This is a genomic window from Desulfosarcina sp., from assembly GCF_041551955.1.
Taxonomy (GTDB): domain Bacteria; phylum Desulfobacterota; class Desulfobacteria; order Desulfobacterales; family Desulfosarcinaceae; genus Desulfosarcina.
Map to the genome: position 1 here is coordinate 1 of NZ_JBFELV010000084.1, position 15,286 is coordinate 15,286.

13 protein-coding genes are annotated in these 15,286 nt (G+C 57.1%); 9 read left to right on the forward strand and 4 right to left on the reverse strand.

Going from position 1 to position 15,286, the window contains the following annotated elements; genetic code table 11:
* Positions 1–1,166, reverse strand: a 1,166-nt coding sequence (locus tag ABYV26_RS08770) for an aldehyde ferredoxin oxidoreductase N-terminal domain-containing protein (protein ID WP_372680132.1), incomplete at its 3' end; no start/stop codon positions are given.
* Positions 1,167–1,534: 368 nt separating this feature from the next.
* On the opposite strand from ABYV26_RS08770, the gene ABYV26_RS08775 reads away from it, so the two are divergent.
* The 8 genes from ABYV26_RS08775 to ABYV26_RS08810 all read left to right on the forward strand — a co-directional run bounded on the left by ABYV26_RS08775 (position 1,535) and on the right by ABYV26_RS08810 (position 10,893).
* Positions 1,535–2,251 carry a GntR family transcriptional regulator gene (locus tag ABYV26_RS08775; RefSeq protein WP_372680134.1) on the forward strand — a complete coding sequence of 239 codons (717 nt, stop codon included), beginning with the start codon at positions 1,535–1,537 and terminating at the stop codon, positions 2,249–2,251.
* Positions 2,252–2,517: 266 nt separating this feature from the next.
* Entirely contained in the window at positions 2,518–4,158 is a 1,641-nt protein-coding gene (locus tag ABYV26_RS08780; RefSeq protein WP_372680136.1) for an ABC transporter substrate-binding protein, read from the forward strand.
* 83 nt (positions 4,159–4,241) lie between these two features.
* The gene (locus tag ABYV26_RS08785) at positions 4,242–4,430 is read left to right on the forward strand and encodes a hypothetical protein (RefSeq protein WP_372680138.1); all 189 of its coding nucleotides are present in this window, start codon (positions 4,242–4,244) and stop codon (positions 4,428–4,430) included.
* A 4-nt stretch (positions 4,431–4,434) separates the two neighbouring features.
* Positions 4,435–5,733, forward strand: coding sequence for an ABC transporter permease (locus ABYV26_RS08790; protein ID WP_372680140.1), 1,299 nt, complete (start codon positions 4,435–4,437; stop codon positions 5,731–5,733).
* 10 nt (positions 5,734–5,743) lie between these two features.
* A complete protein-coding gene (locus tag ABYV26_RS08795) occupies positions 5,744–6,676 on the forward strand; it encodes an ABC transporter permease (RefSeq protein ID WP_372680142.1) in 933 nt (310 codons plus the stop codon).
* 120 nt (positions 6,677–6,796) lie between these two features.
* On the forward strand, positions 6,797–8,926 hold the full coding sequence (locus ABYV26_RS08800) for a dipeptide ABC transporter ATP-binding protein (protein ID WP_372680144.1): 2,130 nt from the start codon (positions 6,797–6,799) through the stop codon (positions 8,924–8,926).
* Positions 8,927–8,961: 35 nt separating this feature from the next.
* Complete coding sequence (locus ABYV26_RS08805) at positions 8,962–9,855, forward strand: sugar phosphate isomerase/epimerase family protein (RefSeq protein ID WP_372680146.1); 894 nt, start codon at positions 8,962–8,964, stop codon at positions 9,853–9,855.
* Positions 9,856–9,993: 138 nt separating this feature from the next.
* Positions 9,994–10,893, forward strand: a complete 900-nt coding sequence (locus ABYV26_RS08810; protein ID WP_372680148.1) for an ADP-ribosylglycohydrolase family protein — start codon at positions 9,994–9,996, stop codon at positions 10,891–10,893.
* Between the two features lie 18 nt (positions 10,894–10,911).
* On the opposite strand, the gene ABYV26_RS08815 is transcribed toward ABYV26_RS08810, so the two are convergent.
* The 3 genes from ABYV26_RS08815 to ABYV26_RS08825 are packed head-to-tail and all read right to left on the reverse strand — an operon-like array spanning position 10,912 to position 13,452.
* Positions 10,912–11,952, reverse strand: coding sequence for an MlaD family protein (locus ABYV26_RS08815; RefSeq protein ID WP_372680150.1), 1,041 nt, complete (start codon positions 11,950–11,952; stop codon positions 10,912–10,914).
* Positions 11,953–11,991: 39 nt separating this feature from the next.
* Entirely contained in the window at positions 11,992–12,675 is a 684-nt protein-coding gene (locus ABYV26_RS08820; protein WP_372680151.1) for an ATP-binding cassette domain-containing protein, read from the reverse strand.
* Complete coding sequence (locus ABYV26_RS08825) at positions 12,676–13,452, reverse strand: ABC transporter permease (protein ID WP_372680153.1); 777 nt, start codon at positions 13,450–13,452, stop codon at positions 12,676–12,678.
* 234 nt (positions 13,453–13,686) lie between these two features.
* Between ABYV26_RS08825 and ABYV26_RS08830 the strand changes: the two genes are divergently transcribed.
* The gene (locus ABYV26_RS08830; protein ID WP_372680155.1) at positions 13,687–14,988 is read left to right on the forward strand and encodes a hypothetical protein; all 1,302 of its coding nucleotides are present in this window, start codon (positions 13,687–13,689) and stop codon (positions 14,986–14,988) included.
* Positions 14,989–15,286 lie beyond the last annotated feature (298 nt).

The window sequence follows — 15,286 nt, forward strand, 5'->3', positions numbered from 1 at the left end:
ATCACCCCGGCATCTCCCCAATCGAGGGTCAACCCACCGGTGTCGGCGGTGTTCAGGATGCCGCGCTCGAAAAGATCCATGGCAAACGCGATGGTGGTGGCCGCCGAGGTGGAGTCCAGTCCCAGGCGGGTGCACAGGTTGTCCAGCCGGACGACGGCCTGAAGATCGCCCAAACCGCATTTGGATCCCAGGTTGATCATGGGCTCGAATTCCGGTCGCGTGGCTGTTTGGCCTTTCATGGGGCCGTCCTTGAATGTGAGATCAGCCTTGCACTGGACCGGACAGCGGTAGCAGCCACTGGAACGCCTCTTGTCTTTGAGAAGTTGCCGGCCATCAACCCGGTCCACCATCTCAAAACGGGTTTGTCGGTAATTGCGCGTACCCATGACCCCCATGTCGTCGGCCCACTTGATGTACCCGGCTCCGCCATACCGGGAGAAGGTGTCAAAATCCGGGGATGCCTTGATCTGGCGGACATACTGATTGACCGCACTGCCGATAAGCTGCCGCCGATCGTCGAAGGGCTTGCACCGGCCTTTATTGATGACCACTGCCTTGAGGCGCTTGGCCCCCATGACCGCACCCAAGCCGGTCCGGCCGGCCGCATGGTCTTTTCCGGTGACGACACAGGCAAAGCGCACCCCGGACTCACCGGCAGTGCCGATGGATAGGATTTTAAGATTCTCCTGGGCCAGGTCCCCGGCAACACGGTCCTGGGTCTCGATGGCGTCCAGCCCCCAATAGGGCGAGGCATCTCTGATTTCAACGTTACTTTCGGAAATATGAAGATAGACGGGCGCAGACGCCTGTCCCCGGATCACCAGGCTCAGGATACCGGTGGATCGCAGCCAGGCGCCGGCATAGCCGCCCACATTGGAGCTTCCGATCAACCCGGTAAGGGGCGACAGGGCATTGAGGTGGAGCCGGGAGGCCGTGGGCGCCCGGGAACCGGTGAGCAAACCGCAAGAAACCACAAGGATGTTGTCCGGCCCCATGGGGTCGATGCCCCTCGGCAGATGCTCGAAGAGGTAGCCCACATTGAATCCGCGGCCGCCTAATACCCGTCCTACGATCGCATCGGAGAGCGGTCGGCGGATGCAGGCGCCTTCACTCAGATTGATCTCGAGCAGGTCGCCGAACGGGTTCGACGGGTTGCAGTCCACCATGTGGTCCTTCTCTTTTTACGAGTTCGAAAAAACCCGACCCACGATTTAGGCGTCATTCCGCGTCACGGCGGCGTAACCGAAGTACACCGTATTCCTCGAAGATTAGCAAGCCTTGATCGCGGACTTATTTCGTAGCCTTCGGAAACGGATTTTTTGAAGAGCGTCCTTCACGTTTTATTACGTGCAGCCAGTCCGTCAGGCAAAGGTATTTTTCGCCTGTATATACAGCATACCGCCTTATTATTCATGGGCAAAAATAAAGTCAAGCAGATTTCACCTCGACAATTTGGATCAGATATGCGATGAATTGTAGTTACTTTCCGGCTGGTTGGTCTCCTTGTTCATCAGATGCGTAGCGCTCATATTTCATGAAAAGGTCGGCTCCCAAATATGCGCTAATCAAAGATGACTTAATCCAAGGCATCGCCGCGAGGCGGTTTCGTGATCGCCTTCCTTCGGAGAATGAACTGGCGCGCTTGCACAAGGTCAGCCGTATGACTGCCCGGAAAGCCTTGGACGAACTGGTGCGTGACGGCCTCGCCCGGCGGGTGCCGGGCAAGGGAACGTTCCTGAAAAAGCGGGAATTTACGCAGGCGTATTTTCACATTCATCCATTTTCGGAAAACGCCAGGATTTTTCATGTGGACACCCGATCACGTCTGATTCGTTCGGGGATAGTCAATCTCCCGCAGGAGCTGGACACACGGCTGCCGGGGAAAAAGGCGGTGAGCCTGGTGCGTGTTCACTATTTCAACGAACAGCCGGCCTGCTATGAAGTGCGCTACCTGCGGGCCGATTGTTGTGCCGCCATCCTGGATGAAGACCTGGCGGTGCAGTCCGTTCATGACCTGCTCGCCCGACGGTTTGGTTTGGTCATCACCCGGGTGTGGCAGCGCTTGGAAGCGGTCAGCCTGAACACGGCCATCGCCGTTGAACTGGGTTTATCGCCTGGTATTCCCGCATTATGCATGCATCAATTGCTGATAGCCGGCGACCGACCGATCTCTTATGTGATATACCATATGCGCAGTGATCTTTATGCATTCGAAGAGACCTTCTCTCCACAGGAGGAGGAATCGGCATGAGAGATGATCCCCTTGAAGCGAACGGTAGCGAAGCCATAATGCACCATTGAAATAAAGGGCAATGAATGCTATTGGTTTTTCACTGATTTTTCTAACCTGTGGGATTGAACCGATCCATTGATACCGTCGTTTCCATGACGGCATTTTCGACCTGACGCGTTTGCCAACAGGCCTTTGCAGGCACTGAAATCCCCCGATCACAAGCAAAAGCGTCAGACGACTACTAAATCGTTGACCCGTGGTCTACAATCACCCAAGGAGGAGACATGAAAGAGAAGATGCATTCGGCAGTCAAGGCGCTTAACAGCGATTTCCAGAAAGGCAAGATGACCCGACGAGAATTTATCCGTTTCACCACCCTCCTGGGGGTGTCCGCCGCCGCCGCCACGCAGATGGCCGGACTGGCTTTTCCCAAAAAGGCGCTGGCCGGCTCGGTCAAACGGGGCGGCACTTTGAAAGTGGCTGCGCCGGTTCACAAAGTAACCCACCCGGCCCAGTTCTCCTGGATCTCGCCCACCAATCAAATGCGTCAGGTGGCCGAATATCTGACCTACACCGACGGCGACAACATTACCCATCCCTACCTGCTTGAGAACTGGCAGGCCAGCGACGACCTGAAAACATGGACACTGAACCTGCGCAAGGGGGTCAAACACAATAACGGCGACGATTTCAATGCCGACGACGTCGTATTTACCTTCAACCAGTGGCTGGACAAGGACGTGGGATCGTCCATGAAGGGCATGCTCAGCTACCTGGACGCCGGCAGCATCGAAAAAGTGTCCGACCACCAGGTGAAGCTCCACCTGAAAAACCCGGAGATCGCAGTGCCCGAGCACCTGTTCCACTATCCGGCCATGCTGCTGAACCACCGCACCTTCGAAGGCGATTTCATCAAGGCGCCACAAGGCACCGGCCCCTACACCATCGAGACCTATCTCGAAGGCGAACGCTGCGTGCTGAAGCGGCGCAACGATTACTGGAACAAGGGGGCCGACGGCAAAGCGCTGCCCTACCTCGACAAGATCGAATTCATCGACATGGGCACCGAAATGGGCCCCATGATCGCCGCCATTCAGGCCGGTGAAATCGATCTGCTGGATTTCAGTGATATCGGCGGTACCGAAGCCTACCAGGCCCTCAAAGACAATGCCGCAGTCAACGTGCTGGCGGCCACCACCAACCAGACCCGCGTTCTGAGAATGCGGGTGGACATGAAGCCGTGGTCGGACAACCGGGTACGCTCGGCACTGAAGCTGTGCCAGCACCGTGAAAAAATCCTCGCCCTGGCCTACTTCGGGCAGGGCATGGAGGGCCAGGATGTGCATGTGAGCCCCAAACATCCGGAGTATTGCCCCATCGACACTCCCAAATACGACCCCATGCAAGCCAAACAGCTGCTTGCAGAAGCCGGATACCCCAACGGTCTGGACGTCAATCTGGCCGTGGGCAGCGGCTGGAGCGAGATCGTGCGCTACGCCGAAATCCTCAAACAGGACGCGGCGCCGGCCGGTTTCCGGATCAATATCCAGACCATGCCCAACAGCCAGTACTGGGAAAAATGGACTGAGGTTGACCTGGGCATCACCACCTGGGCCCATCGCCCGGTCGGCACCATGGTGCCCAGTTTGGCCTATGTGGGTGACGAAAATGGCAAGCCGGTGGCCTGGAACGAAACCCGCTGGGTAGACAAAGAGTACTCTGAACTGCTGACCCAAGCCAACGGCACCCTGGATGTGGAGGCCCGTCGCAAGATATTCTGTAAGCTGGAGAAGATCCAGCAGGAACGCGGCTCCATCGGCAACGCCTTCTGGATCAATGTCTGGACCATCTCCAGGAAGCCGGTCCAGGGCGTCAAAGCCCACCCCAGCCTCTACCTGAAACTGGACGATGTCTGGATGAGCTGATCAGTTGCATGACGCCATTTTATTAATGGCGGAGAGGGCCGCGCGTCGCCCTCTCCGCCCAAAGGAAAAGTGCCACACGATAGATGACTGAATCCAACGCACCGCAACCGGCAAAATTCCGAACCGGCAGAGTGATCGATTCGTTGACCGGCGGTGCGTCATGCCACTATTTCTCCACAGCCGCCGATCATTCCAACCCAGTCCTTCCCACAGCTGCTGTTGCCAGGCAATGCCAGGGGCACCGCTTTTCCAACAAGACCACAGGAATCTGATTCTATGGCCAAATTTATACTAAGGCGATTTTTACTGCTCCTGCTGACTATGTTCCTGGTCTCCATGGCCGTTTTTCTGATTGCCGAGGCATCGCCGGGCAATGTGGCCAAAAATATTCTGGGGGCCTTTATCACCCCGGAACAGGAGGCCTCGTTCCTCGCCCAGATGGGCCTGGACAAACCGGCTTGGCAGCGCTACCTCTACTGGCTGGCAGGCAGTGACTGGCACGCATCCAAAAAGGTGGGGCTGCCGCTGGAAAAAATCACCACTGCGAAGGGTTTCGAGGAGTGGTGGGCGGTGGATGAATCTGGCCGCCTGATCCGCTGGGACCTGCAGGGAGAAAACCTGATGGCCTTGGTTCGCGGACCGGACGGCACCGTCATTGAATCGATTGACAACGGTCGCTGGGCCACCGATGAGAAGGGAAAAAGCATCTTCTGGGGGCTGGACAACAAGAACCACGCCGTTCTGTGGGAAAAGGGCGCCGACCGGGAGGTTTGGAGTTTCGTGGTCGGTAAGGGCTGGATGAAAACCACCGGCGGCCCTGCCGAGTATATCCCCCTCAAAAAAGGCTTCGTCCGTGGCGATCCCGGTATCAGCCTCAGGACGGGACGCCCGGTGGGCAAGAGCATGTTCGTGCGCCTGAGAAACTCGCTGGTGCTTGCCGGCATCGCCTTCGTGATCGTCATGCCCCTGGCCCTGGTTCTGGGCATCATCGCCGGTCTTAAAGAGGGCTCTTTCAAAGATCGTTTTCTGTCCATCAGCGGTATGATGTTTTCGGTGATTCCCGAATTCGCCACCGGTATCTTTCTGATCCTCATCATGTCCCACTGGCTTCAACTGGTACCCGGCGCCACCGTCTTCGGAGAAAAAGCCCCCTGGGAGCGGCCGGACATGCTGATTCTCCCCGTGCTCACCCTTACGCTCATCGAGCTGGGCTACGTGCTGCGCATCACCCGGGCCAGCATGTCCGAAGTCATGCGTTCGCCCTACATCCGCACCGCCTTTTTAAAGGGCCTGCCCTATTGGCGGGTGGTGACCGGCCACGCGGTGAGAAATGCACTGATCGCCCCCATCACCGTCATCATGCTGCATGTCAACTGGCTGCTGGGCGGCATCGTGATCGTCGAGGTGGTCTTCGGATATCCGGGACTGGGCCAATACCTCTTGGATTCGGCCCTGTACAAGGACGTCAACGCCTTAGAGGCCGGCACCATGATCATGGTGCTTTTGGCCGTGTCCACCCAACTGGTGGCCGACATCATCTACACCTTCCTCAACCCGAGAATCCGCTATGCATAAAGAAGCCAGCATGGAAAAGAACCTTGAGACAGGCACTGTAACCCCTCTTCCGTCAGGCGGGGGCCGTTTTGAGAAGCTGACCAACGCAGCCACCGTTCTCTTTGCCTCGAAGACGGCTGTCGTCGGTCTGTTTTTGGTGCTGTTCTGGGTGGCCACCGCCCTGTTCGCCCCCTATATCACCGGCTACGGGCCCAACGATCAGGACTGGAAAGCACCCAACCAGGGTCCTTCCTGGAGCCATCCGTTAGGCACGGACGAATTGGGTCGGGACCTGTGGTCCCGGCTGGCCTACGGCGCCCGCATCGTGCTGGTGATCCTGCCGGTCACCGACAGCATATGGATCCCCGGTGGAACCGCCCTGTGGGGGGTATTTGCCTCCCTGCTCTTCGGCGCCACATTAGGGCTTTTGGGCGGATACCGGGGAGGGTGGATCGACGAAATCATCATGCGATTTTTAGACGCCATGATGTCCGTGCCCATCATCCTGCTCTACCTGATCATCGTGGCGGCCATCGGCGCATCGGCCGTGAACGTGGTGATCGCCATTGCCATCGTGGGAACGCCCGGCGTGGCGCGCCTGGTGCGAAGCCTTGCCCTGGATATCCGCACCCGCGATTATGTCCGGGCGGCGGAAACCCGTGGCGAGAGCGATGCGTATATCATGTTTACCGAAATTCTGCCCAACGCCAAAGGTCCCATCATCATCGATGCCATGCTGCGGGTGGGCTATGCCATCTTCGCCATGGGAACCCTGGGTTTTCTGGGATTGGGCCTGCCGCCGCCATCGCCGGACTGGGGCTCCATGGTGGCCAAGGGCCGGGAGTTCATTCTCATCGGCAGCCCTTGGGCCGCCCTGTGGCCATCGCTGGCCATCGCCTCTCTCGTCGTCGGATTGAATCTGCTGGCCGACGGTCTGCGCGAAGAATCCATGCGCTACCAGTAGTGTGGGCACCGTCCGTGCCATTCATCGATGCACACACCGGGCGCTCGGCAGTCTGTTAAATGAAATCTGATCGCGACGTTGGAAAGACTTCTTAACCATTCCTAAAAGGAAGCGTTTATCATGACCTCAAGTGGATCGTCCACTGCACCGCCGATTCTGGAAGTCAAAGACCTGGCCATATCTTACGAAACCCGCAAACGGGATGTCCCGGCGGTGCGTGGGGTGAGCTTTACCGTACGCGAACAAGAGACGGTGGGGATCGTCGGTGAATCGGGCTGCGGCAAGAGCACCATCGCCTTCGGCATCCTCGATTTTCTCGGGTCCAACGGCAAGGTCGTGGCTGGAAGCATTCGCTTTAAGGGAGAAGAATTGGTCGGTCGCCCCAACGAAGAGCTTCGCCGCATCCGGGGCAACCAGATATCCATGGTTTACCAGGACCCCATGCAGGCCCTCAACCCCTCGCTCAGCATCGGCCGGCAGCTGTCTGAAGTGCTCACCACCCACCAGGACATGTCCCGGGAAAAGGCCTGGAAGCACAGCATTCAAATGCTCGACCGGGTATACATGCCCGATGCTGCCAACGTCATGAACCGCTACCCGCACATGATTTCGGGCGGGCAGCAGCAACGGGTGGTCATAGCCATGGCCATGCTCAACAACCCGGCCCTGCTGATCATGGACGAACCCACCACCGCCCTGGACGTCACCGTGGAGGCCGCGGTGCTGGATCTGATCGAAGACCTGAAAAAGGATTTCAACACCGGTATCATTTTCATCACTCATAACCTGGGCGTGGTGGCCCGGGTCAGCAACCACCTCTGCGTCATGTATGCCGGGGAGCTGGTTGAAAAAGGTCCCATCAATGATTTGTTCGCCCAACCGGCGCACCCTTACACCCGGGGGTTGCTCTGCTGCATTCCCCGGTTGACCGACGATCTGTCCTACTCCCAACTGTGGTCCATTCGCGGGCGGGTCCCCCCGCCGGCCGAACGGTCGGCTGACCGCTGCATCTTCCAACCCAGATGCGACTGGGCGTTCGACCGATGCAGCATTTCCCATCCCGAGCTGGAAGACATTACGCCGGAGCATCAGTCCCGCTGTTTCCTGGGCAAAGAAACCCTGAAGCATCCCTATGACGATTACACCAGAGGAAAAAGGCGGATCTTGTCTGTATCTGAAAACGGTGCCGACGAAGGGCCGGAGGAGACGCTGAGCAAGTTGGAGAATGTACGGATATACTACGAGCAGCAGAGCAGTTCCCTGAAGAGCTTGTTCGGCATGGGGGAGAAGCGCTACGTCAAAGCGGTAGACGGCATCTCCCTGCGCATACGCAAGGGCAGCACCGTGGGCATCGTCGGCGAGTCGGGCTGCGGCAAGAGCACCCTGGTCAAAGGGCTGATCGGCCTGGAGCGGCTCACCGACGGCCAGGCCCATCTGATGGGGCTCGACATCTCCGATCCCGTATCCGGACGGGACCTCAAATTGATCAAAGAACTGCAGATGGTCTTCCAGAATCCCGACTCCACCCTGAATCCCTCCTTTTCCATCGGCAAACAGATCGGCCGACCCATCCGGCGATTTAAAACAGGCAAGGGAACGGCGGTGCGTCAGGAGGTGGAGCGGCTGCTCAGGGCCGTGAAACTGGCCGCCTACTACTATGACCGCTACCCGCGGCAGTTATCCGGCGGTGAGAAACAACGCGTGGGCATCGCCCGCGCCCTGGCCAGCAATCCCAACATGGTCATCTGCGACGAGCCGGTGTCCGCCCTGGACGTTTCCGTGCAGGCGGCGGTGCTCAATCTGCTCAACGAAATCAAGGGCGAATTCGGTACTACCTTGATATTCATCGCCCACGACCTTTCCGTAGTGCGGTTCATCTCCGACTACATTGCCGTCATGTACCTGGGCCAGATCGTGGAGTTCGGCCCGGTGGACCGGATCTACCCACCCCCTTATCACCCGTATACCGAAGCGCTGCTGTCATCCGTGCCCGTGCCCGACCCCCAGGCCAAGCGCCGCCAGATTCGACTCTCCGGTGACGTACCCAGCGCCTTGAATCCACCGTCGGGATGCCGCTTCCATACCCGCTGCCCCCGCCGGGAACTGGCCCCGGACAAGGGCGCCATCTGTGCCCTGCAGGCACCGCCCTGGCAGAAAGGAGAAGGCGAACACCGCATTTTCTGTCACATCCCCATCCAACAGCTGGCGGCGATGGAGCCGGTGGTTCCCCAGAGTAAAACCGCCGCCTGAACACCGCAACGTCTATACGGATAGGCTTTAAGAAAATGAAGCTCGGCCTCCACACCTACAGCCTGAATCTGCACGGCATCGGCCAGGCCTGGGCGGGTTTCACCTGCCCATGGTCCCGACAGCTCTCGACCTTTCAACTCTTTGAGCTGCTGGTGGATCTGGACCTGGAGGGGGCTCACCTGGATGACGGGGTCCTTGAACATCTCGATGCGGGATTCCTGCAAGAGGTGGGCGCGGCGGCAAGGGAGGCCGGACTGTATCTGGAATACAATTTTTCAATGGATCGGGGCGGGTTCGGCATCGGCATCCAGCACGATTTAAACGCAGCCGTCCAGACCGCCGGGCACCTTGGCGCAGACATTGTCAAGGTGGGCATGGAACTTCGCCGCCCGCGGCCCGTGGCTGCCAGCCGCTTTCACCCAGCGGTGATCGAGCAGATGGAGAAGGTGGCTGAATTGCTGACGGCAGCGGCGCCGCAGGCTGCCGACGGTGGCATCCGCCTGGCGGTGGAAAACCACTGCGACACCTTTTCCGAAGAGATCCTCTGGCTGCTGGACCGGGTGGACAGCCCGGTGGTGGGCGCCTGCATCGATACGGTCAACGGCCTGCACGTCACCGAGGACCCCATGGCCGCCATCGAACGCCTGGCCCCCCGGGCCTTCACCAACCATTTTCGGGATGACCGCATTGAATTCCAGCGCTGGGGGTTCAAGTTGGTAGGCGCCGCCGTGGGCGAGGGAGACATAGACATGCGCCGGGCCTACGAGCTCTTCCGGGACCGCTCCACCATGGACCGGATCAACATCGAAACCGAGTTGGAAACGCCGTTGGACGACATGCGAAGGGCCCTCGAGATGGAAATCGACGCGATTCGGCGCAGCGTTATTTACTGCCGGGAGGTCCTGGGCATTCGGCGTTTTGGCAGTTAGCCGAAAACAGACGGTATAGTCGGCTTTGCGTCCGCTGCGGGAAGCAGGCTGTCGTTTCTTGCCTGTAATTTGAAAACCATCGATGCGTGGTTTATTGTATACCTAATAATGAACACGGCCAACCGGCAGGAGGAACAGATGACAGACAATCGAATTAAAGCAGCCGTCATCGGTGCGTTTGTGGCCGATGCGCTGTCTTTAGGCGTGCACTGGGTGTACAACACCGGTGTGATCGACAAAAAATTGGGGCGGGTGGAGCAATATTACGATCCGCTGACCTCATACCACAAGGGAAAAAAAGCCGGTGATTTCACCCACTACGGGGACCAGATGCTGGTGCTCTTGGAATCCGTGAGCGGCGGCGGATTTGATGCACACCGGTTTGCTGAAATGTGGCGCCGCTTCTTTGCCGACTACGGCGGCTATTTCGACCAAGCCACCAAAACTACCTTGGCGAACATGGATGCCGGCAACGGCCTGACCAAGAGCGCCTCGGATTCCGACGATCTGGCGGGGGCCTCGCGGATGGCGGCGGTGATACCTGTCTATCATGACAATCTGGAACAATTGGTCAGCGCTGCCCGTGCGCAGACCCGTATCACCCACAGCGACGACCGCGTGCTTTTAAGCGCCGATTTTTTTGCCCGGTCCGTTTTTGCCGTGCTCGGCGGGCAGCCCCCCCTGGCAGCCATGCAGAAAACCCTGGACACCCATTTTTCCGACAGTTCAATTGCATCGCTGATTAGCACGGGACTGGAGAGCCGTGACCGGGGAACCCGGGAAACCATCGCCGAATTCGGTCAAATGTGCAGCGTGGAGGCCGGCCTGCCGGGAGCGGTTCACCTGATCTCCCGTTATGCGAACGATTTCAAAACAGCCATGGTGGAAAATGTGATGGCCGGCGGGGATTCGTCGGCAAGGGGAATGATGGCAGGCATGGTTCTGGGCGCCGCCCACGGAATGGAAGCCATTCCCGAACCGTGGCAGACCGGGATGACTGCGGGCCAGCGAATCAATACCCGATTAAGCCATTTATAGCGCTCTCGGATCGGTCACTCATGGCCGAATTCCGGCATCGGTATCCATGGAGAGGGGCTCGTCGGGCAGGTTGGAGCGAATGATGATATTGCGCTGCAGACTCTGCACCACCCGGTCGATGTCCGTCACACCCTCGCGGATTTCGCGGATGCCTTCCCTGGCGGTTACCGTTACCCGGGGTATGTCCTGGCTGCCCTGTTTCAGGTTTTCCAAAATAACCTGGATGGTATCGAGGGCGCCCCGGGCTTCTTCCAAAATGCCTCTCAGGGCGTGCACATTCTCCACCACCCCGGTGCCGGCCGTCCGGATCGTGGCCAGATTGTCGCTGACCTGGTCCATAATGACCGGCCCCTTAGCAGAGGTTGCCCGCATATCATCCAGCAGGCCATTCACTTTATCCAGGTTTGATAGAACCCCGTCAACCAATTCTCGGGAAGCCACCAGAGATCCCAACGCCCCCTGTCCCTGACCAATGCTGCCGGAAATCTGCACCAGTTGGGAGGAGGTTTTTTCGATGTTGGCCAACGTCGTCATCAACGGGCCATTCGGGTCTTTTAGGAGGATCATCAATTCAGCGACTTCCTGGATCGTGCGGACGGCCAGCATGACCGTCTTTTCCACTTCGAAATCTTTGAGAATATCAGAAATGGACTTCTTTTCGATGGACGGGATCATACCGCCAGCGGGAATTTTCGGCGCGTTCGGTGCGCCGGGGACAATGGAGATATATTCCGAGCCGATGAGCGTCGGGCTGTCCACCACGGCGACTGCGTCCTGCCGGATGCGTGACGCGTATTTAGCCAAGATAGCCAACTGGACATTGACGTTGTCCTCTCCCAGCGAGATCCGCTTCACCTTGCCGATATCGGCTTTGAACAGCTTTACTGCCGCGTTGACCTGCAGGTTATAGCTCTCTTGGAAGCTGGTGTGAAAAGTCACTTCGTCGGCAAACCAGTCCTTTCCCCGGCCGAGAATGACCACGGTGGTCAACAACAGCAGCGTGGTGCCGATGACAAAGAGGCCGACGCGCTTTTCGGTGTTGGTATAGCTGGTTTCCATTCGATCGTCACCTGTCAGACGTTGATTTTTCCAGAATCGTTAAACGGAGGCGGTCCGTATCTCTCCACCGGCCACTGTCAACTGCCGGTTCGCCAATCCGATCATTTCAGAATGGTGAGAAACAAAAACCACGGCTGTTCCGGAGCCTATCATATTTCTAAGATGGTTGAAAATGTTATCGTTTTCAGAAATTTCCATAAAATTTTCAGGCCTGTCGATCAGCATCACCGCAGGCGCTTTGCCCATTTCACGCACGGCGATGGCTTTCAGCAACTCCCCATCGCTCAACACGGATGGACGCCGGTCGAGCATTCTGGATAGACCCGCACCCTCGCACAGGGAGTCAAGGGTGTTGTCCAGGGCAATGCTCAAATCGTTTTCAGCGTAAAACCTTGACAATAGGAGGTTTTCCCGGAGGGTTTGGTTGCTGAGCAGCGCCGCGTCAGGGGCCACATAACCAATCTGGCGTTTGACCTCCAGGCATTGCCGATAGTCCTTCAGATCCATTATTTTCCCATTGAAACGGTATTCCCCCCGTTCCGGCTGGGCCAATGTGGCCATAACACGAAGCAGATGCCTGCCATCCGCAGGTGAGTCGGTGAGAACGGCGACCACGTCACCATGGTAAACCGCCAGCCGGTGCGCGTCACCGTTGAGGAACATACCCGGCGACGACAGAGCCAGGTGGGTGATGTCAATGATCGGTGTCGGGTTCGAGTCCATTTATATGTAGAAAATAAATGAGATGAGAATATTGATCACCAGAGTGTAGAAAAAGCAGTCCACGGACGCTCTGGAGGTGGCCACCGGCACTTGGGTGATCTGGTTTTTTCGGGCGAGTCCGTGATAGAGGCAGGTCACTGTGATCGTGACGCCGAAAAAGATCCCCTTTAATAATCCAACGGCAATATCGGCTCCCACAACCCCTTTGGCGATTTGCTGGAAGAATCCTTCCACTGGCAGCATGGTGGTACTCTTGACGATGGCGTAGCCACCGATGATCGCCATGAGATCGAATACCAAAATCAGGCTGACGATGGCTGCGGTGATTCCCACCAGTCGGGGAAAGCAGACCGTGTGAAGGGGATCGATACCAGCCATTTCCAATGCGTCGATCTCGTGGAGGACGCACATGTAAGACATCTCGATGGTAACCGCGGTCGCAGAACGCAGGATCACGATAATGGCGGTAACCAAGGGACCGATTTCCCGCAACACCAGCAGCACCACCAGTTTTCCTAAATCCACTTGGCCTGACAATTGGGAAAACTGAACGATCAGCATGCTGCCGGTGATCAAGGCTACGGGAATAATTACGGGAAGGGCCTGAACGGCGGTAAAGTAGATCTGCTCCACGGTCACCCGCTTGATCAGGGCGCGCCCGGTGCGAGGCAGCGGCACAGCGACGGCGGCCAGCCGGTAGGTCAACGCACACAGATCCATCAGGCGGTTGGCGGATCGAATGGTTTTTCTTCCCACGGCGCCGACGACGTTTGCCATTTTACCTCCACGCTCCTATCCCCGGATAGGATTCCCTAAAAAGGCAGCAGTTCTGACTGAACGGGGTTCATCGCAGCTGTTGTCCATTCACCGGTTTCCAATTAATATTTTTTCGCAAAGTGAAATCCGGCCATATTAATTAACTATATGTTTTTATTGCGTATAATAGATCTAGACACGGCTCCTTTTTATTGCTATACATTCCAGTAGGTTATCTACTGGAATGGAACTGCTGTGCATATCAAAAAACATCTGAGCTTCAGCGCCATGAGAAAAGCGCTTTCGGAGCTTTTCCAACAGGTCGTCGATACCCGACAAGCTGGGAAAGTCGACTATTCGCTGCACGACTGTTTGATGAGTGCTTTGGCGATGATGTTTTTTCAAGATCCTTCCATATTGTCCTTTCAGCGACGCATGCAGGACCGTCTCCAGGAAAGCAACCTTAACACCATCTTCGGAGTAACAAATATCCCCACAGACAGCGCTTTGCGTCAAACCCTGGATGACATTCCCACCCAGGCGCTTCATCCGGCGTTTGACTTGCTGCTCCAGCGGTTGCAGCGAGGCAACCAACTGGCCGCCTACAAGCTGGAAAGCGGGCATTATCTGATTGGCCTGGACGGCTCGCAGTATTTTTCTTCCGAGAAAATCCATTGCCCCTGTTGCCTGACCCGCAAGGGGGCAAAGGGATCAATCCGTTACTCGCATCAGGTCCTGCAGGCCGTGATACTCAACCCACACATGCGCCAAGTCCTGCCCCTGGCCCCGGAGCCCGTGGCCAATACCGACGGCATCACCAAGCAGGACTGCGAGATCAACGCGGCCAAGCGGATCGTCGGCAACCTCCGCCAGGTTCACCCGAAATTGAAGATGATCATTACCGCCGACGGACTCTACTCGAAACAGCCCTTTATCGATGTGTTGAACGATGCCCGCATGTCCTTTGTTTTGGTGGCCAAACTCACCGATCACAAAGTCCTGTTCGAATGGGTGGATGAGCTCGACGGGCTCGGACAAAGCGGCCACCTGCAGATCCACGACGATAAAGGACGCCGCCATGTTTATCGCTGGGTTAACCAGGTGCCGCTCAACGGCAGCCGCAATGCCGATCCGGTTAATTTTTTCGAGTATTGGCTGCATGTCGGTCAAAAGGTCACCTACCACAATAGTTGGGTCACCGACATCAAGGTCGGCAAAAACAACATTGTCGAGCTGGTGCAAGCCGGGCGGGCACGCTGGAAAATCGAGAACGAAACCTTCAATACCTTGAAAAACCAAGGGTACCACCTCGAGCATAACTTCGGTCACGGTCAGCGATATTTATCGAACAATTTTTTTATCCTCAACCTGTTGGCCTTCTTTGTCCATCAAATCCTGGAGTTGTGCGATCGGGGCTATCAGTATTGCCGATCCAAGTTCAGCTCTCGCAAAGAGTACTGGAACAATCTGCGCGTTGGTATCCGGTTTATGCTTTTCCGCGATTTCGAGCACCTTATGCGCAATGTGGCCGACCCGCCTGAAATCCGAGCACCGTAAGACGCTGTCTTCACACCGCAACAACCAGGGTATAACCGCGATTGTCCCCTCAAGTTCGACGGACCACGCCGAACTGTTGTCTTTTGGCGTTCGCCATTAATGTAACTCCCCCCGACAATGAATGACAGGCATGCGATCGATGTGAAAACGACCCTTGGAGAGCCCCTTTTTTGCGATTGATCTAAAAAAATAAGCCATCTACTGCTTCACACAGAATTGCTGGCATCGGGGTTGTCGGACTTGACTTTGGCCACGATGGCTCCGAACTGGCGGTCCTTGATGGAGTATTGGTAAGCCC